The 18,792-nt window shown below is 61.4% G+C and carries 13 protein-coding genes, 1 tRNA gene and 1 pseudogene; 10 read left to right on the top strand and 5 right to left on the bottom strand.

The window, feature by feature from the left end; genetic code table 11:
• Positions 1-5 precede the first annotated feature (5 nt).
• Positions 6-797, top strand: a complete 792-nt coding sequence (locus Q0964_RS00565; protein ID WP_299262299.1) for a M14 family metallopeptidase — start codon at positions 6-8, stop codon at positions 795-797.
• Positions 798-800: 3 nt separating this feature from the next.
• On the opposite strand, the gene Q0964_RS00560 is transcribed toward Q0964_RS00565, so the two are convergent.
• On the bottom strand, positions 801-1,256 hold the full coding sequence (locus tag Q0964_RS00560) for a UPF0179 family protein (protein WP_299262297.1): 456 nt from the start codon (positions 1,254-1,256) through the stop codon (positions 801-803).
• Between the two features lie 48 nt (positions 1,257-1,304).
• Positions 1,305-1,685 carry a DUF5820 family protein gene (locus tag Q0964_RS00555; RefSeq protein ID WP_299262295.1) on the bottom strand — a complete coding sequence of 127 codons (381 nt, stop codon included), beginning with the start codon at positions 1,683-1,685 and terminating at the stop codon, positions 1,305-1,307.
• Between the two features lie 573 nt (positions 1,686-2,258).
• Here Q0964_RS00555 and Q0964_RS00550 point away from each other — a divergent pair.
• The 7 genes and pseudogenes from Q0964_RS00550 to Q0964_RS00520 all read left to right on the top strand — a co-directional run bounded on the left by Q0964_RS00550 (position 2,259) and on the right by Q0964_RS00520 (position 12,401).
• Entirely contained in the window at positions 2,259-4,331 is a 2,073-nt protein-coding gene (locus Q0964_RS00550) for a PrkA family serine protein kinase (protein WP_299262293.1), read from the top strand.
• Positions 4,331-6,613: a PrkA family serine protein kinase gene (locus Q0964_RS00545; RefSeq protein WP_299262291.1), complete on the top strand. Its 2,283-nt coding sequence runs from the start codon at positions 4,331-4,333 to the stop codon at positions 6,611-6,613. The genes Q0964_RS00550 and Q0964_RS00545 overlap by 1 nt, the downstream gene beginning before the upstream one ends.
• On the top strand, positions 6,604-7,920 hold the full coding sequence (locus Q0964_RS00540; RefSeq protein ID WP_299262289.1) for a YeaH/YhbH family protein: 1,317 nt from the start codon (positions 6,604-6,606) through the stop codon (positions 7,918-7,920). Before Q0964_RS00545 ends, Q0964_RS00540 begins: the two co-directional genes overlap by 10 nt.
• A complete protein-coding gene (locus tag Q0964_RS00535) occupies positions 7,917-9,917 on the top strand; it encodes a SpoVR family protein (protein ID WP_299262287.1) in 2,001 nt (666 codons plus the stop codon). Before Q0964_RS00540 ends, Q0964_RS00535 begins: the two co-directional genes overlap by 4 nt.
• A gap of 253 nt (positions 9,918-10,170) precedes the next feature.
• Positions 10,171-10,707, top strand: coding sequence for a DUF7344 domain-containing protein (locus Q0964_RS00530; protein ID WP_299262285.1), 537 nt, complete (start codon positions 10,171-10,173; stop codon positions 10,705-10,707).
• Positions 10,708-10,792: 85 nt separating this feature from the next.
• Positions 10,793-11,560, top strand: a pseudogene (locus Q0964_RS00525) (RNA-guided endonuclease InsQ/TnpB family protein); the annotation flags it as partial.
• Positions 11,561-11,846: 286 nt separating this feature from the next.
• On the top strand, positions 11,847-12,401 hold the full coding sequence (locus tag Q0964_RS00520) for a helix-turn-helix domain-containing protein (protein WP_299262283.1): 555 nt from the start codon (positions 11,847-11,849) through the stop codon (positions 12,399-12,401).
• Between the two features lie 211 nt (positions 12,402-12,612).
• On the opposite strand, the gene Q0964_RS00515 is transcribed toward Q0964_RS00520, so the two are convergent.
• The 3 genes from Q0964_RS00515 to Q0964_RS00505 all read right to left on the bottom strand — a co-directional run bounded on the left by Q0964_RS00515 (position 12,613) and on the right by Q0964_RS00505 (position 17,116).
• Positions 12,613-14,595, bottom strand: coding sequence for an AMP-dependent synthetase/ligase (locus Q0964_RS00515; RefSeq protein ID WP_299262281.1), 1,983 nt, complete (start codon positions 14,593-14,595; stop codon positions 12,613-12,615).
• A gap of 210 nt (positions 14,596-14,805) precedes the next feature.
• Positions 14,806-14,916, bottom strand: a tRNA-Glu gene (locus Q0964_RS00510).
• Positions 14,917-15,112: 196 nt separating this feature from the next.
• Positions 15,113-17,116 carry a 3-hydroxyacyl-CoA dehydrogenase/enoyl-CoA hydratase family protein gene (locus Q0964_RS00505; protein ID WP_299262279.1) on the bottom strand — a complete coding sequence of 668 codons (2,004 nt, stop codon included), beginning with the start codon at positions 17,114-17,116 and terminating at the stop codon, positions 15,113-15,115.
• Between the two features lie 192 nt (positions 17,117-17,308).
• Here Q0964_RS00505 and Q0964_RS00500 point away from each other — a divergent pair, with 192 nt between their 5' ends.
• Positions 17,309-18,460 carry an acyl-CoA dehydrogenase family protein gene (locus Q0964_RS00500; RefSeq protein WP_299262277.1) on the top strand — a complete coding sequence of 384 codons (1,152 nt, stop codon included), beginning with the start codon at positions 17,309-17,311 and terminating at the stop codon, positions 18,458-18,460.
• A gap of 141 nt (positions 18,461-18,601) precedes the next feature.
• A partial coding sequence (locus tag Q0964_RS00495; protein WP_299262275.1) for an acyl-CoA dehydrogenase family protein occupies positions 18,602-18,792 on the top strand: 191 nt, incomplete at its 3' end.

The raw sequence follows: 18,792 nt of genomic DNA, 5'->3' as shown, positions 1-18,792 counted from the left end.
AATCGATGCGAGTCGAGACCGTCGGCGACGGTCCCGCAGAGATTGCGGTCATCGGCGGCATTCACGGCGACGAGCCGTGTGGTGTCCACGCCGTCGAGACGTTGCTGTCCGCAGACGTGGAGTTTCAGCGCCCCGTCAAGTTCGTCATCGCCAACGAAGCGGCCCGGCAACGAGACGTGCGGTACGTCGACGAGGACCTCAACCGCGCGTTTCCGGGAAATCCCGAGGGAGACACCCACGAGTCCCGTCTCGCTCACGAACTCTCGCTGGAGATGGCGGACTGTCAGATCCTCGCGCTGCACTCCACACAGTCATACGGGGGGCTGTTCGCCCTCGTCGACGAAGTTCGCGAGTACGAGCGTCGAATCTGTCCCCAACTGTCCGCCGACGCGGTGGTCGAGACGTGCGATTTCAAAGAAGGACGACTGTTTGAGGTGACCCGGCGGTTGCTCGAAGTCGAGTGTGGCTTCCAGGGCTCGGACACCGCGGCCGAAAACGCCGTGCAGGTGACCCGGGAGTTTCTCGCCGCCACGGGCGCGCTGCCCGGCGAGGAGACACCGGACCGCGAGGAGTTGCCCGTCTATCGGCTCACACACTCCGTACCCAAACAATCGGCCAAGGCCTACGACGTGTTCGCGTCGAACTTCCAACGGGTCCAGTCCGGCCAGGCCTACGCCACGGCAGACAACCGGGAGTACGTCGCAGAGAGCGACTTCTATCCCGTTTTGATGTCGCCTTACGGCTACGAGGACGTGTTCGGCTACGCTGCGGATCGGGTCGGGACGCTCGAGTCCTGAGGCTCAGTCCTGCTCGGCCGGTGGCACGAACTCTACAAGCGTCAAGTCCCGGTCGAGCATACAGTAATCGTGCGGCGGCTCGCCGACGACCTCGCCGATCTGGTACTCGATGTCGAACTCCGCACCCGCCGGTTCACAGTACTCGTGTGACGGACAGCCGGTGTGGGGACATGGCCCTTCGAGGGCGGCCTTGCTCCCGGCGTAGGCTCCCTGCGCGTCGACGTTCGCGAGCACCGGCGCGGGCTCAACCTCGACCGCAGTGACTCCCGTATCGTGAACGGCACAGTCGAGCGTCGAGGCGTTCTCCCGAACGCTGGTCACGCGGTACTTCTGGCCCGAGGCGAGGTTGAGACACTGGTCCCGATACGGACAGCCCTCGCAGGCGTCGGCCTCCCCGTGGTAGACGAACTCGGTCCCCTTCTCCGCGAGGCGGGTCCCGATGAGCGTGACCGTCGTCATACAGGGTTCTACTCGCGGCCGTCAATTAAAACCCGGCTTCGGTCGCGCTCACCGCGCCACCAACGATTCGAGTTCGTCTAGATACGTCTCACGGGGCAGTTGATAGACGCTCCGGAGGTCGAACTCACCGTCGACGAACCGAGTGGCGAGGTCCCGGACGCCGTCGACGGCTGCCTCCTGGTCGTCGTACCGCGCCGAATCGACCTCGATTTCCGGTTCCAGATACAGCGTTACGTGCCAGGGGTCGCCAGGGGCGGGCTGGTGGCGTCCGGGACGGCGGCCCCGCTGGCCTTTCGTCAGGTAGATGGTCGGCAGACAGGGTGCGGGAAAATCGCTGCTGTCGAAGATATCGGGGCGGTATGCCAGCACACACCGAGTCTCGCCCTGCGTCCAGACCTCCCACCCGGTCGCGAGATCCGCGAAGTCCATACTCTCACAATCGGTCCGTCGGTCTTGAGTGCCGCGGTCCCTCCGACGGCGATTCTGTTCATCTGTCTATCCGATATTTAAACGGCTGTTTGGACCTTGGATACACACATTCGTTTCTCCGGTTCCCGTGCCCGAGTTTCGGCGCGTGAAACGGCCGGAACAAGCGGGCAGGAGGCCTGTCATCGGGAGAAGTCTTATCACTCTGGGAATCTCACTAAATAAATAGTATCGGAGGCAAGTCCACCCATACACGACCCACACTACCGCCCCTGCTCTCGCCACTCAGGTACCCCGGTATTTTCTCGGGAACCACCGACCCTGGGCGTCCTGAACGGTGGGAGTGACACGAACACACATGGTATCCAAACCGAACGGGCTCGCGACGAAGCGAGCACACAGTTGCCTGCGTTGCGCGAGCGCGCGGTGTGCTCATCAGGCAGGCCGAATGGGAAATTGCCGGCGGAGTGTGGGCTGGTGTGGTGGACACCACCGAGACCGACGGGCTCGCGCCCGTGACAACAGCGGGAGCCGCGACCGTCGCGGCGGCCCCGCGTACAACCTGTCCGTGATAGCATGACCGATACGAAAGAAACCCTTACAGAGCTGAGTCGGGAGTACCAGGATTCGATTCCAGCGGACCTCAGAGAGACGCAATCGTTCGACTGGTATCTGGACCAGCTGTACGACCATCCGCGCATCGCACGCAACGCCCACCAGCGCGTTGCCGACATGTTCGACTACTACGGCACCGACTACGACGAAGACGCCGGCGTCGTCGAGTACGACCTCGCGTCTGAGGACCCTCTCAACAACGGCGAGAACACGTTCTACGGTCGCGTCATCCACGAGGCCATTCACGAGTTCGTCAACAAGGTCAAGTCCGGTGCCCGAGGGCTTGGTCCGGAGAAACGAATCAAGCTCCTACTGGGCCCGGTCGGCTCCGGGAAGTCCGACTTCGACCGACAGGTCCGGCGCTACTACGAGCACTACACCCGCACCGACGAGGGGCGGATGTACACCTTCCGCTGGACGAACTTGTGTGACATCATCGGGGATCAAGACCCCGCCGACGACACCGTCCGCTCCCCGATGAACCAGGACCCAATCGTCCTGGTCCCACAGGAACAGCGCGAACAGATCATCGAGGACCTCAACGCGGAACTCGAGGCACCCTACACCATCCGAAACGAGCAGGCGCTCGATCCGGCCAGCGAATTCTACATGGACCGACTGCTGGCCTACTACGACGACGACCTCGAGTCGGTGCTGGACAACCACGTCGAGATCGTCCGGATCGTCGCCGACGAGAACCAGCGCCGCGCGATCGAAACCTTCGAACCGAAGGACAAGAAAAATCAGGACGAGACCGAGTTGACCGGCGACGTCAACTACTCGAAGATCGCAATCTACGGGGAGTCCGACCCCCGGGCGTTCGACTACTCCGGCGCGTTCTGTAACGCCAACCGGGGCATTTTCTCCGGCGAGGAGCTGCTGAAGCTCCAGCGGGAGTTCCTCTATGACTTCCTGCACGCCACGCAGGAACAGACGATCAAGCCAAAGAACAACCCCCGGATCGACATCGACCAGGTGATCGTCGGCCGGACGAACATGCCCGAGTACAAGGACAAGAAGGGCGACGAGAAGATGGAGGCGTTCAACGACCGGACGAAACGGATCGACTTCCCGTACGTCCTCCAGTACGAGGAAGAGGCCAGTATCTACCGGAAGATGCTCCGAAACGCCGACCTTCCGGACATCCAGGTCGAACCACACACCCTAGAGATGGCCGGTCTCTTCGGCGTGCTCACCCGGGTCGAAGAGCCCGACTCCGGTACCGTGGACGTCGTCCAGAAGGCCAAGGCCTACAACGGCGAGGTCGACGAGGCCGAGGACGTCGACGTGAAGAAACTCCGGGAGGAGGCAGCCGATATGGCCGAGATCGGCGAGGGCATGGAAGGCGTCTCGCCCCGCTTCATCGGCGACGAGATCGCCGAGGCCATCATGGACTCGATGCACCGGAGCCGTGACTTCCTCTCGCCGCTGACGACGTTCAATCACTTCGAGGAGAATCTCGAGAACCACGGGTCGATCCCGGAAGACCGCTTCGAGAAGTACTACCGGTACCTCGAACTGGTTCGCGAGGAGTACAAAGACCGGGCCATCGAGGACGTGCGCCACGCGTTGGCCTACGACATCGACGAGATTCAGCGCCAAGGCGAGAAGTACATGGACCACGTCATGGCCTACATCGACGACGACACCGTCGAAGACGAGATTACCGGTCGCGAGCAGGAACCAGACGAGACCTTCCTCCGGAGCGTCGAGGAGAAGCTCAACGTCCCGGAAGACCGCAAGGACGACTTCCGGCAGGAAGTGTCGAACTGGGTCTCGCGACGTGCCCGCGAAGGTGATACGTTCAACCCACAGGACAACGACCGCCTGCGTCGGGCCCTGGAGCGCAAGCTCTGGGAAGACAAAAAGCACAACATCAACTTCTCGGCACTGGTCTCCAGCAACGAGATGGACGACGACGAACGAAACGCCTGGGTCGACGCGCTGATCGAACAGGGCTACACCCGGGAGGGAGCCAAGGAGGTGCTGGAGTTCGCCGGCGCCGAGGTCGCCAAAGCAGAGATGGAAGAGTAATGCCCGGGCACGACTACATCGACGCCGCGGACACCGCCCTCGAGGAGACGTATCAGGAGCCGATGAGTCTCGACGAGTACGTCGACCTCGTGCTGGAGCGGCCCCACCTAGCCTCCCACGCCTCGAAGTACCTGCTGTCGGCCATCGAGGCTGCCGGCACGCGGACGGTTATCGAGGAGGGCGAGGAGAAAGAGCGCTACCGCTTTTTCGACGACCCGCACAACAACGGCGAACACGCGATTCTGGGCAATACGGACACGCTCAACCAGTTCGTCGACGACCTGCGCTCTATCGCGGCGTCACGTGGGAAAGACGAGAAGATCATCTGGCTCGACGGACCCACGGCGACCGGGAAGTCGGAGCTGAAGCGGTGTCTGATCAACGGGCTTCGCGAGTACTCCAAGACCGACGACGGGCGGCGCTACACCGTCGAGTGGAACATCGCCGGTGCCGACGGCGGTTCCGCAGGCATGACCTACGGCGACCAGCCGGTCAGCGACGAGGACGACTGGTACGAGAGCCCCGTCCAGTCCCATCCGCTGACGGTCTTCCCCCAGGAGGTCAGGACCGACCTGATCGCCGAGGTGAACGACCGTCTCGACGACCACGTCCAGATCCGGGTTGAGGGCGACCTCGATCCGTTCTGTCGAGAGGCCTACGACTTCCTCGAAGAGCAGTACCGTCGCCAGGAGATCGCGGATCTCTTTTCGGCGGTCACCGCTCCCGAGCACCTCCGGATCAAGAACTTCGTCGTCGACGTGGGCCGGGGCATCGGCGTCCTCCACAGTGAGGACGACGGCAGCCCGAAAGAGCGCCTCGTGGGGTCGTGGATGGCCGGGATGCTCCGTGAACTGGACTCCCGTGGCCGGAAGAACCCACAGGCGTTCTCTTATGACGGCGTTCTCTCGCAGGGCAACGGCCTGCTGACCATCGTTGAGGACGCCGCACAGCACGCCGACCTGCTCCAGAAACTCCTGAACGTTCCCGACGAGGGGAAGGTGAAACTGGATAAGGGTATCGGGATGGACATCGACACTCAGATGATCATCATCTCCAATCCCGACCTGGAGGCACGGCTCAACCAGCACGCCGACCGCGAGGGGCAGGACCCGCTGAAGGCGCTGAAACGCAGGCTCGACAAACACGAGTTTACTTACCTGACGAACCTCTCGTTAGAGGCACAGCTACTGCGGCGCGAACTCACGAACGAAACCGAGGTCTGGACCGCCCAGTCGTGGGACGAACTCGAGGCCTGGATTCGGGAGCCGCTCCACATTCACGTTCGGGACAGCGACGCCGAAGTCAACGAGAAGGAACTCGCACCCCACGCCATCGAGGCCGCCGGGCTGTACGCCGTTGTCACCAGACTCGACGATACGGACGTACCCAACGGCCTCGACCTGGTGGACAAGGCCATGCTGTTCGACCGCGGTTACCTGCAGGAGGGCGACGAACGTATCGAGATGGACGACTTCGACTGGGACGATAGCGCCGAGAACGGCGAGGGCGGTATCCCCGTCACCTACACGCGGGACGTGATCGCGGACCTGCTCCACGAGGAACAGGACCGCTATCACGCTGACCTGCCGGTCGAGCACGTCGTCATGCCACGAGACATCCTCAACGCGATGGCCGAGAGGCTGGTCAACGCACCAGTGTTCTCGGGCAACGAGCGTGTCGAGTTCGAAAACCAGGTGGTCGCGGTGAAAAACCACGTGTTCAGCCAGCAGGAAGACGACGTGCTCCGGGCGATCATGCGGGACAAACGGGTCGACGAGGAGACCGTCGAGGAGTACATCGAGTGCGTCTACGCCTGGGAGGCCGGCGAACAGATCGAGAACGACCGGGGTGAACTCGAAGAGCCCGACCCGCTGAAGATGAAGATCTTCGAGATCGAGCATCTCGGTCGATTCTCCGAGGAGAACTACGACGGCAACGACCCCGACGACGCCGTCGAGGAGTTCCGGACGGACAAGATCATCACCGCACTGAATCGCCACGCGTGGGCGAACCGAAACGAGGGATTCCAGATTTCCGACGTGAACCCCAAGGAGATTCCCGTCATCAAGTCCGTTCTGGGCACCCACGACTGGGAGGACGTACGGCGTACCTACGAGGACTTCGACCCCAGGCAGTGGGACAATCCGCCGAGTGGTACCGAGACGGCCGCAGTCAAGGAGGCCACGCTGCAGAACATGACCGAGATGTTCGACTACACCGAGGCCTCCGCGGAGTTGACCAGCCGCCACGTTATGAGCCAGGTGAGTTACAAATGGGACTGAAAGACGACCTCGACCGGTATCGTGAAGTCGGCGAAGAGCGCCGACAGGACCTCGCGGAGTTCATCCAGTACGGCGACCTCGGGCAGTCTCGCCCGGACGAAGTGCAGATTCCGATCAAAATCGTCGATCTCCCCGAGTTCGCGTACGACCAGCGCGACATGGGCGGCGTCGGCCAGGGTGAGGACGCTGAAGAAGGCCAGCCTGTGGGCCAGCCACAGCCCCAGCCCGGCGACGGCGACGAGGACGGCGAGCCCGGCGAGGAGGGCGGCGAACACGAGTACTACGAGATGGACCCTGAAGAGTTCGCCCAGGAACTCGACGAAGAGCTCGGTCTCGACCTCGAACCGAAGGGAAAGCAGGTCGTCGAGGAGAAGGAGGGCGACTTCACGGATATCACCCGGACCGGACCAAGTTCGACGCTCGACTTCGAGGCGCTGTTCAAGAAAGGTCTGAAGCGTAAACTGGCGATGGACTTCGACCGGGACTATCTCCGGGAAGTGCTCAAAATCGACGGTATGGGGCCAGCCTCAGTCTTCGAGTGGGCTCGCAGTGAGAATATCCCCGTCTCGAAGGCCTGGCTCGAGGAGGCATACGACGAACTGTCGAGCGAGGAGAAAACCGAGTGGACGTCGATGGACGAGGTGGCCGAGAACGTCGAGCGCCAGTCCACCGCCGACCGCATCCGCCGGGAGGGCGTCGACCAGATTCCGTTCCGCCGGGAAGACGAGCGCTACCGCTACCCCGAAATCGTCGAAGAGCGGGAGAAAAACGTCGTCGTCGTCAACATCCGGGACGTGTCCGGGTCGATGCGAGAGAAAAAGCGTGAGCTGGTCGAGCGGACCTTCACGCCGCTCGACTGGTATCTGACGGGCAAGTACGACAACGCCGAGTTCGTCTACATCGCTCACGACGCCGAGGCCTGGGAAGTCGACCGCGACGAGTTCTTTGGCATCCGCAGCGGCGGCGGTACCCGCATCTCCAGTGCCTACGAACTGGCCGCGACGGTTCTCGAAGAGGAGTACCCCTGGAGCGACTGGAACCGCTACGTGTTCGCGGCCGGCGACTCCGAGAACTCCAGTAACGACACCGAAGAACGAGTGATCCCACAGATGCAAGAGATTCCGGCGAACCTCCACGCGTACGTCGAGACACAGCCGTCGGGCAACGCGATTAACGCGACGCACGCCGAGGAGGTGGAGCGCCACTTCGAGGGCAGCGACAACGTCGCCGTGGCGTACGTCTCAAGCCCGGAGGACGTGGTCGATGCCATCTACGAGATCCTCAGTACAGAGGAGGTAGAAGCATGAACTCCGACCGCTACGAAGCCAAACGAATCGCCGAAGACCTGGAAGAACCGGTCGACGAGGCCTCGAACCTCGCACAGAAACTGGGGCTGCATCCGTACCCGGTCAACTACTGGATTGTCAACTACGACGAGATGAACGAGTTGATCGCCTATGGCGGGTTCCAGAAACGCTATCCACACTGGCGCTGGGGAATGCAGTACGACCAGCAACAGAAACAGAGCCAGTTCCTCGGTGGGAAGGCCTTCGAGATCGTCAACAACGACGACCCCAGCCACGCCTTCCTACAGGAGTCCAACTCCATGGCCGACCAGAAAGCGGTCATCACCCACGTCGAGGCTCACGCGGACTTTTTCGCCAACAACGAGTGGTTCGGGATGTTCGCAGACGACCCCGACGCCGCTGCGATGCTGGCTCGCCACTCCGAGACGATTCAGGAGTACATGCAGGACCCGGACATCGAGCGCGCCGCGGTCGAGAAGTGGATCGACCACGTCCTCTGTCTCGAGGACAACATCGACCAGCACCGGCCGTTCGCGCCGGTCGAGATCGACGGCCGCGACGAGGTGCTGGACCGCGAGGAGGATATCGAGGACTTGGAGGAGAAACTCGACGAACTCAATCTCTCCGAGGAAGTCGTCGGACAGGTGTTCGACGAGGACTGGCTGGAGGCCCAGCGCGATGAAGACGGCGAGGTCACGTTCCCGGACGAACCCGAAAAGGACGTGATCGGCTTCCTCCGTCAGCACGGAATGGCCTACGACCGCGACGCGGAGAAAGCCGTCACGATGACCGACTGGCAGCGCGAGATTCTCGAGATTCTGCGCCGTGAGGCCTACTACTTCGCCCCACAGAAGATGACGAAGGTAATGAACGAGGGGTGGGCCTCCTACTGGGAGTCGGCGATGATGTCCAAGGAGACCTTCGCCGCCAGCGACGAGTTCGTCAAGTACGCCGACCACATGGCACAGGTTCTCGGCTCACCCGGCTTCAACCCGTACAAACTCGGGCTGGAACTCTGGCAGTACGTCGAGAACATCGAGAACCGGCGGGAAATCGTCGAGCGACTCCTCCGGGTCGAGGACATCACCTGGCGGAATCTCCACGACCGCGTCGACTTCGAGCAGGTACAGGAGTTGATTGCGCCCGATTCCGAACTGCAGAACGTTTCCGAATCTCTCGACGCGCTCGACCCAGAGGACGAGCGAATCGACGCCGACGCGCTCGAACGCGCCCGTGCAGGCGAGTTCGACGTGGAAAAGTATCCCTGGAAGGTGCTGACCTACGGCGGGTTGGCCGAGCGGCACTACTCGCTGGTCGAACCACAGAACCGTGGGTTCGTCTCCCGGGTCGGGCAGGAGGAACTCGAACGTGTCTCCCGGTATATGTTCGACGATTCCCGGTACGAATCCGTCGCCGACGCGCTCGAAGATATCGACTACGCCCGCGGTTGGGACCGAATGCGCGAGATTCGGGAGAGCCACAACGACGTGACCTTCCTGGACGAGTTCCTCACTCAGGAGTTCGTCGACGAGAACGACTACTTCACGTACGAGTACACCCAGTCGACCGGCGACTACCGTGTCACCTCGACGGATTACGAGGACGTGAAAAAGAAGCTCATGTTGCGGTTCACTAACTTCGGGAAACCGACCGTCGTCGTCGAGGACGGCAACTACAACAATCGCAACGAGTTGCTGCTCTCGCACAAGTACAACGGCGTGATGCTCGACCTCGGGCAGGCCAGAGACACTCTCGAACGGGTGTTCGAGCTGTGGGGCCGGCCGGTGAATCTCAAAACCATCGTCAAGGAACTTGACGAACACGACATCGAGGTCGCAAAACGTCGAGACCGCGAGCCCGAGCCCGAAGAGCAGGGCAAGCTCGTTCGGTACGACGGCGAGGAGATCACGACCCGTGACCTCGACTGGGAGGAGGTCGAACACCTGGCCGCGACCGACGTAGACTACGACACCAAACCCGACGAGTGGCTGGCATAGCCGTCCACAGGTCTCCGTGACCCGTTTCCGAAGCCCGAACGCCGGGCGAACGTGCGTTAGTACCGGTTATCAAACGTGTAATCCGGGCAGGTGGGCCGGTCGGCTCCGACATATCAACCTGGGCCCCGTGTAGCGTAATGAGTTATTATGAGTCATTAACAGTGGGGAGAACAATTTTCAAACCGAGAATGCAGCCGGACAGCGACAACTGGAGCCGTGTCCCGTCGGACGCGGACGGAGCCAGGAGGTGAGCATGGGAGCAGAGACGGAACAACGCGCCGAACTCGACGCGGGCGAGGTTCACGACATCCTTCGGAACGACCGGCGGCGGCTGGCCATCAAGTGCCTCCGCGAGCAGGACGGACCGTTGAGCGTGCGTGACCTGTCGGAGCAGGTGGCGACCCGCGAGACCGGTGAGGCGCCTGCCCCACGGGACAAACGCCGGAGCGTCTACGTCTCGCTCCACCAGACGCACCTCCCCAAACTCGACGACCTCGGTATCGTCGGGTACGACACCGACTCCAAGGAGGTGCGCCTGCGCGACCGCGCGGCCAGAATCACGACGTACATGGAGGTGGTGCCCCGCTACGGAATTACCTGGGCGGAGTACTACCTCGTTCTCGGGATTCTCGGGTTCGGGACCGTACTGGCCGCGAGTATCGGCACACCGCTGCTGGGTGCCATCGGCACCCCTGCGGTCGCGGCCATCTATCTCTTGCTTCTGACCGGCTCGGCCGCGTTCCACGTCCGCTCTCAGGACCGCGGGCTCTTCGAGGGATTGCGCGCCTGACACGGGGTTTCAAGCGGCCGTCGACCGTTCACCCACGCATGGGGACCCACACGGAGTTCGACGTCACGACCGACGAGCGAGTGCCGACTGCGTGGGTGTAGACCTCGGGATTCTCTCGTATATCCACACCAGCGACGATACGGCGGTGGATATGCTCAACCTGTCCGACGAGTGCGACCGCTACGGGCGCGAACAGCGGAAACTCGACCGGAAACAGCACGGCTCGAACAACTGGGAGAAACAACGGCAGAAGGTCGCCACGGCGAAGCGGCAAATCAAGCGGAAAGTGCTGGACTACCAGCACAAACTCACGACGTGGCTGGTCCGAGAGTACGATTTGGTGGCCGTCGAGGATTTGGACGTAGAGCCAATGCTGGAAACCGGCCAGAACGTCAAGAACAAGCAGGACGCCGCGTGGTCACGGTTTCTGGACCTCTTGGAGTACAAAGCCAATCTTCATCACACTCACGTCGTTCGAGTCGAACCAGCAGGGACAACCAAAGAGTGTTTGGCGTGCGGTGTGGAAACATCGAAACCACTCTGGATTCGAGAACACTCATGTCCGGCGTGCGGTCACACCGAGGACAGGGACCTGAACGCGGCGAAGCACATCCTTTCTCGCGGTCGCTCACAGATAGCGGCGGGACGCTCCGAATCAACGTCCTCAGAAATCGAAGATTTCTGGTGTGCGAACGAATCGCTCCGCGATTCGTCAACGCCTGTGCAGACTGCGCTTTCTACGGGAACCCTCTCGGTTCCTGCAAAGCGCGTCGTAGAAGCAGGAAGCCCCGAGGTCGTTCGGAAGACGGAGTCTTCCGTGATGACGAGAGACGGAGTCTCTCGAACCACTTGACCTCGGGGTGGGTTCACTCGTCGAGTGCGATGGGCCGCGCACCAGAACGGTGATAGTAACGTACGAGTGACAGTTTGTGGACGAGTCGGGTCGGCGGTCCCGTCGCACTCTGGAGCCGTGTGCCGAAACACATAATGTGCCGTGTGCGAAATGCCCGATGACATTCGTTCGGTAACGGGACTCTCACATGAGGTATTTCGATTTCACAATATCGCCGGAAGATGGGGCAATCCATCCCGCGGACAAACTGATCGCTGACCAGCCTGGCGTGACGCGAGATGCACTGATGCACGTCAACTCGCTGGGCGACGGAACGGGCGTCCTCCTGTACCGGATCTGCGGTGACCCGGAGTCGGTGACAGAGGTAATCGACGAGTCGAATCAAGTTCTCGCCTGGGACGTACTCGACGTTCAGGACGACGTATTTCACCTCTATCTCCACATTCCGCCGGGCCAGCCCGCGGGTGGACTGATGGCACTGGCACAGAAGTACGCTCTCATCATCGACACGCCACTCAAGTACACAGACCAAGGTGGTCTCCGCACCACTATCGTTGGCACCCACGAGATGCTCAGAAAGGCGCTCGGTGAGACACCGGACGGCGTCCGCTTCGCCGTCGAGCAGGCCGGCCAGTACTCCCCCGACCGGGAGGATATCCTCTCGATTCTCACCGAGCGACAGCACGAGGTGTTCGAGACTGCCATTTCGGAAGGATACTACGAAATCCCGCGCGAGGCGACCCACGAGGATATCTCGAACGCGCTGGGCTGTGCGCCGTCGACCGTGGACGAACACCTCAGAAAAGCCGAGTCGCGTGTGCTGTCGGCGTTGATGCGGTAACAGCGAGGACGAACTGAGCTCTCGGTAGTGTGAGCGGGGAACGGAGTGACCCGCGGGCAGCGATGGCGACCGGAGTGGGACTTCGGTGTGAACGGGTGGAGTCTCTAAAAGCGGAACGCGCTGCGAACTCGGGACCGAATAAAAACGATTGGGCCCTCGCCTCGGGGTTACCGCCGCTCGCTGTTCCGGGGTCTCTCTCCGGTCGACCGCTTTAGTCGTCCGCCGTCGCCGGTTCGCCTTCGTAAACTCCCGTCACCTCCTCCTCGAACTCGGATTTGATGTTGCGACGCTTCTTTTTTAGCGAGGGGGTGAGCATGTCGTTTTCCGGGGTCCATTCGAGATGGACCAGCTCGAACTGCTTGATAGTCTCGTGTTTTTCCAGATTGCGGTTGACGAGCTGGACGTCCTCGTTGACCCACTCGCGAACGCGCTCGTCCTCACAGACCGCCTCCTTACTCGTCGGGAGGTCGATGTTGCGGTTCGACGCCCACCGTCTGATAGCGTCGAAGTTCGGCACGACCAGAGCGCTGATGAACTTCTCGTCGTTGCCCATGACCATGATCTGCTCGATGCGCGAGGAGGTCGAGAACTCGTCTTCGATGGGTTCTGGTGCGACGTTTTTCCCCGTGTCCAGCACGATCAGGTTCTTCAGCCGGTCGTGGTAGACGAGGTAGTCGTGTTCGATGCGTTCGACGATGTCGCCGGTCTTGAACCAGCCGTCCGAGGTGAACGCCTCCTCGGTCTTCTCGGGCATCTCCCAGTAGCCCTCCGTGATGTTGGGGCCTTTGATGAGCAGTTCACCCACTTCACCCTCAACGTCCTCGAACTGATCGTCGGCGACCTGTGACTCGTCGATCTTGATATCGACGTCGGGCAGGGGCGGGCCGAGGGTTCCGGTTTCGAGGATTTCCGGCGGGTTCGTCGAGACGACCGGAGCGGCCTCGGTCAGGCCGTACCCCTCGAAGATGGGGATACCCATCCCTTTGAACAGATCCGCGAGGTCTTTACTCAGGCTCCCCCCGCCGCTGACGAAAAAGTCGATTTCGCCGCCGAGTTCCTCTTTGACCTGCTTGAAAACGAGTTGGTTGGCAACGGAGCGTTTGATTTTCAGTCCGAGTCCGGGGTCTTCCTCCCGGCCGTAGGTACGGGCGACTTCGACGGCCCACTCGAAGATTCGCTCTTTCGTGTCCGACCCGCTGGCCTGCCCGCGCATCTCGTCGAAGATGCGCTCGTACACACGAGGGACGCTCGACCCGCCACGCGGCTTGATTTTTTGGATGTCCTCGCTGACGGTGTCGGTGCTCTCGGCGTAGCCGACCGTCACGCCGGACGCGAACATCAGGAAGTGTCCGGTCGTGCGCTCGAAGACGTGCGCCAGTGGGAGAAAAGAGATCGACCGACGGCCAGGATCCAGTGACGGCACGTCGTCGCCCTTGTCGGGTCTGGGGCCGACCCGCTTTCGGAGCTGGTTGACGTTCGACCGGAAGTTGTGGTGGGTCAACTTCACGCCCTTTGGTTTGCCCGTCGTCCCTGAGGTGTAGATTAGACTCGCCAGATCGTGCATGTTCTGTTCCTCGATCCAGGTCCAGTAGGCATCCTCGTCGAACCGCTCCTCGCCGAGTTCGTACACCTCCGAGAGCGTGTGAATCTGGTCGACGTCGTCGTACTTCTCCAGTTCGTCGATGACGACCACGAACTCCAGGCTGAGTTCGTCCTGTACCTTGATAATGCGGTCGAGCAGATACTCGTTCTCGACGACGACACCGGTCGCGCCGGGGTCGTTGAGGAGATACTTGATTTGCTTCGGCGAAGACTCTGTGTACACAGTGGTGACTGTCCCACCTGAAGCCAGCAGTCCGAAGTCCGTGAGCGCCCACTCCATCCGGGGATTGGACATGATTCCGACACGGTCGTCTTTCTCGACGCCGAGTTCGCGAAAGCCCGCCGCCAGTCGTCTGACGATGGTTCGCATCTCGTCGTATTTGAGCGACGTGTACTCGCCCGGTTCGGGTTCGTCGACGATCTCCGGCGTGAGCGTCCGCTGATAGATCCCGCCCTTGTACATCTGTGCGTCGAAGTCGTCGTACCGCTCCGCCGCGTCCTCGAACATCTCGGGGAGCGTGTTCTCTTCGATCACCTCGTCGGTGTACTCGCGCTCGTTTTCTCGGATCGTTTCGATGTCAGGTGGGGTCATGCATTGTGGTATCGCGTCAGTCGTTAAATATGCCCGGGTCGTTCATGATAGATGAAACGGGCGTGGCCGCGTGCGAGTCCCTCTGGCGTGCGAGCGAGCCGCTGAGCAATCTCTCCGGTTAGCTTTTTAGTTACGAGATCCGATATCGGGACGGACTCGTGAACCGGAGAGAACGATGTCCGTTGCTCACGAGGGAAACCGTCGAAGGAATGCACCGTCAGGGATTTGAACCCCGGTCCTCGGCTATCTTCCAAAATCGGGCACCGGTGCCACAATTTTGCCGAAAGGCCAAGATGATTGGCCGGACTACACCAACGGTGCGTACTCATACCTCAGGAAAGGTTCAGTAATAAACCCTGCTTTTTGGAGACGGAGTGGGGGTCAGTCACAGAGGGTGTCCGTAGGTACTGACGTGGACTTACTCGGTACGGGGAGCGCATCGCGGCGCCAGTCTCTGTGATAGGGGTGTGGTCGGCGCCGGTCGTTAAAGAACGTCGGGGATTCAATCGGACGTGCGTTACTGGCCCTCGAAATCGGGCTCAGAGTCGCCCATGAACGCGGTCATGCCTTCCATGACGTCGTCAGTGCCGATGAGGTGACCGAAGGCTTGGGACTCGACTTCCAGTCCGGCTTCGGTGTCGTTGCGGCCTTTCAGCATGGCGCGTTTGGTCATCTTCTGGGCGACCGGCGGCCCCTGTGCGAGTTGTTCCGCGAGAGCGAGCGCCTCGTCGAACAGGTCGTCTTTCGAAACCACGTCGCGCAGGAAGCCGAAGTCGGCCATCTCCTCGGCGTCGTAGCGCTCGGCGGTCATGATGATCTCCTTGGCGGGGCCTTCGCCGATGACGTTGGCGAGGCGCTGCGTGCCGCCCCAACCCGGCAGGAGACCGAGGTCGAGTTCGGGCTGGCCGAACTCGGAGCGTTCGGAGGCGATGCGGATATCGGTACACATCGAGAGCTCCATTCCGCCGCCGAGACAGAACCCGTCGATACCGGCGACGACCGGAAGCGGGCACGCCTCCAGACGGCCGAAGGTAGCCTGCCCGTCCGCGGAGAGTTTCTGTGCTGAGAGCGGGTCGGCACTGGTGGCCATCGATTGCACGTCGGCCCCGGCCGAGAACGCCTTGTCGCCTTCGCCCGTGACGAGGAGGGCACGAATCTGCTCTTCGTCCTCGAAAATTTCGCGTGCCCGGTCGAGTTCGTCCAGCACGTCGAGGCTGATCGTGTTCATCCGGTGTGGCCGGTCGATCTTGATATGCCCGACCTGCTTTTCGTCGTGGCCCTCCGGCACGTCGACGTCGATGCGCTCGATGGCGATGACCTCGAAGTCGGGACCGCCGTCCTCGTCGTCACCGGCACCGTCGTTGAAGCCGCCCTGTTCGGCGGCCTCCTCGAGGTACTCCGGCGGCTCGTAGCGGGCCGCACCGGTCTCCTCGTACAGGTCCTCGAGTTTGTGCAGACAGTTCTCGACGCCGAACTCGTCGATGGACTTGGTCGGGCCCTCGGGGAAGCCTGCACCCATCATGACGGCTTCGTCGATGTCCTCGGGCGGGGCGACGTCGCCGCCGACGAGGTTGGCGATCTCCTTTGCCAGCGCCGCGTTCAGGCGTGCCTCGACCTCCTCGCTGTACTCGTCGGTCGGCACGTCAGCGCCGTCGCCGTCCTCGTAGTTGTAAAAGCCCCTGCCGGTCTTCTGACCGAGTTCCTCGTTCTCGACTTTTTCCTCCATGATCGGGGCCGGTTCGTACTCGTCACCGAGCACGTCGTTCATGTAGTCCAGCACGTGGTAGGAGATGTCGATGCCGGTCATGTCGGCCAGCTCGAAGCTCCCCATCGGCAGGCCCATGTGGTACTTTGTCGTGGAGTCGATCTCCTCGACGGTGGCCACGTCCTCGCTGAGCATCCAGCAGGCCTCGTTCATCAGGGGCACGAGAATACGGTTGACGATGAAGCCCGGCGAGTCCTTCCGGACGCGGACTGGCGTCTTGCCGAAGTCCTCGGCGAGACCCTCGACGGCCTCGATGGTCTCCTCGTCGGTGTGTTCGCCGTTGATGACCTCGACCAACTGCATCCGGATCGGCGGGTTGAAAAAGTGCATCCCGCAGAACTGCGCTTCGCGTTCCGAGACTTCCGAGAGGTCGGTGATCGACAGCGACGACGTGTTGGTCGCGAAAATTGCGCGGTCGGGAGCGTACGCCTCGACTTCCTCGTAGACGTCCTCCTTGATCTCCATCTTCTCGGGGACAGCCTCGATGATCACGTCCGCGTTACCGACGGCCTCCTCCATGTCGACCAGCGGCGTGACGGAGTCGATGGCCGCGTCGGCCTCGTCCTCGCTGATCGTGTCCTTCTCGGCGAGTTTCTGGAGGCTCCACTCGATATCCTCGTAACCACTCTGGACGAACTCTTCTTTGATGTCGCGTAGCCGCACGTCGTACCCCGCGAGCGCGGCAACCTCGGCGATGCCGTGGCCCATGTTGCCGGCGCCAAGCACGGCGATGGTTTCGATATCTTCGAGTTGCATGAGTCATTGAAACACTCTTTGCCAGCCCCTTTCAGTGTTTTTCTTTGGCCGAAGAAACGTACCACAGTCCGTCTATCGTTTATTCTTCCTTGGCTCGACGATAGTAGCTCGCAGTGCCGGCTCGCTAACAACGATCCACAAGTTGTTGACTGATCACAAACAATTATGTTATCTTGGCTCACACGGGGGAGTATGGATTTTGAACTGCCAGGCGAGATCGACCAGATCAGGAAGGAAGTGCGCCGGTTCGGGGAAAACGAGATCGAGCCGGTCGCAAACGAGTACGACCGCGAGGAAAAGTATCCGTACGACGTCGTCGACCAGGCTGCCGAGATGGGTCTGATCGGCGCGTCCATCCCCATCGAGTACGGTGGTGCCGGCTACTCGGTACTCGAAACCTCGATCATCGCCGAGGAGATGTTCGCCATCGACCCGGGGATCGCCTTCTGCATCTTAGCGTCGTCGTTCGGGACGGAGGCAGTTCAGGAGTTCGGGACGGAAGACCAGAAAGAGCAGTTCCTCGAACCCGTCGCGGCCGGCGAGAAAATCTCCGGGGCAGCCATCTCGGAGCCCGACACCGGCTCGGACGTCTCGTCGGTCTCCACTCGCGCGGAGAAAGACGGTGACGAGTGGGTCATCAACGGCAACAAGATGTGGATCTCGAACGGGACTGTTGGGGACTTCTTCGTCGTCCTCTGTGACACGAACCCGGACGCTGACGGCCGGTACAACGGCTTCTCTCAGATCATCGTCGAGTCGGACCGTGACGGCTTCGAGGCCGACAAGATCACCGGCAAGCTCGGCATCCGCGCCAGCGACACGGCCGAGTTGATCCTCGACGACGTGCGGGTTCCGGAGGAGAACCTGCTCGGGAACCGCGGCATGGGCTTTCTCCAGCAGATGCAGTTTTTCGACGCGACCCGCGTCGGTGTCGCCGCACAGGGCGTCGGCATCGCGAAGGGTGCCGCCGACGCGGCTCTGGAGTACGCCCAGGAACGCGAGCAGTTCGGCCAGCCTATCGCCGAGTTCCAGGCCATCCAGCACAAACTCGCGGACATGTACACCAAGATCGAGGCCGCTCGTAACCTGACGTACAAGGGCGCCTGGCAGGTCGACCAGGGTGAAGATATCACGAAACTGGCGTCGATGGCCAAGGAGTACGCCTCGCGCATCGCCGTCGACGTGGCCAACGAGGCCGTCCAAGTCCACGGCGGAGCCGGCTACGTCGACGACTTCCCGGTCGAGCGATTCTACCGCGACGCCAAGATCACCCAGATCTACGAGGGCACCACCGAAATCCAGAAGAACATCATCGCTCGCGAACTCCTCGGCAAAGGCTTCTAATCGGGTCCCGAACGCCGGTCGTGGAGTTGGTCCGCAGACACCTGCCCGTTTTTTCGACCCAATCGAACGATTAGAACAATATATTTTCAGTGGTAAATAGTTGCAAAGGAGTCTTAATGAAGTATGCATATGGTGTAATGTATGGACTTCGAGCTTCCCAGCGAGATCGACCAGATCCGGAATGAAATCCAGCGGTTCGGTGAAAACGAGATCAAACCGGTTGCAAACAAGTACGACCGAGAGGAGAAATATCCGCAGGCGGTTATGGACAAGGCCGCCGAAATGGGGCTGATGGGGGCACAGATACCCATCGAGTACGGCGGCGCGGGCTA

This window comes from Halorientalis sp. (assembly GCF_028275115.1).
GTDB lineage: Archaea > Halobacteriota > Halobacteria > Halobacteriales > Haloarculaceae > Halorientalis.
Note: the sequence above shows the minus strand (reverse complement) of the source record. Positions and strands in the feature narration are given on the sequence as shown.

Excerpts from the sequence above, each read along its gene's own strand:
- Q0964_RS00565 (WP_299262299.1), top strand. The coding sequence starts at position 6 with ATGCGAGTCGAGACCGTCGGCGACGGTCCCGCAGAGATTGCGGTCATC.
- Q0964_RS00560 (WP_299262297.1), bottom strand. The coding sequence starts at position 1,256 with ATGACGACGGTCACGCTCATCGGGACCCGCCTCGCGGAGAAGGGGACC.
- Q0964_RS00555 (WP_299262295.1), bottom strand. The coding sequence starts at position 1,685 with ATGGACTTCGCGGATCTCGCGACCGGGTGGGAGGTCTGGACGCAGGGC.
- Q0964_RS00550 (WP_299262293.1), top strand. The coding sequence starts at position 2,259 with ATGACCGATACGAAAGAAACCCTTACAGAGCTGAGTCGGGAGTACCAG.
- Q0964_RS00545 (WP_299262291.1), top strand. The coding sequence starts at position 4,331 with ATGCCCGGGCACGACTACATCGACGCCGCGGACACCGCCCTCGAGGAG.
- Q0964_RS00540 (WP_299262289.1), top strand. The coding sequence starts at position 6,604 with ATGGGACTGAAAGACGACCTCGACCGGTATCGTGAAGTCGGCGAAGAG.
- Q0964_RS00535 (WP_299262287.1), top strand. The coding sequence starts at position 7,917 with ATGAACTCCGACCGCTACGAAGCCAAACGAATCGCCGAAGACCTGGAA.
- Q0964_RS00530 (WP_299262285.1), top strand. The coding sequence starts at position 10,171 with ATGGGAGCAGAGACGGAACAACGCGCCGAACTCGACGCGGGCGAGGTT.
- Q0964_RS00520 (WP_299262283.1), top strand. The coding sequence starts at position 11,847 with ATGCACGTCAACTCGCTGGGCGACGGAACGGGCGTCCTCCTGTACCGG.
- Q0964_RS00515 (WP_299262281.1), bottom strand. The coding sequence starts at position 14,595 with ATGACCCCACCTGACATCGAAACGATCCGAGAAAACGAGCGCGAGTAC.
- Q0964_RS00505 (WP_299262279.1), bottom strand. The coding sequence starts at position 17,116 with ATGCAACTCGAAGATATCGAAACCATCGCCGTGCTTGGCGCCGGCAAC.
- Q0964_RS00500 (WP_299262277.1), top strand. The coding sequence starts at position 17,309 with ATGGATTTTGAACTGCCAGGCGAGATCGACCAGATCAGGAAGGAAGTG.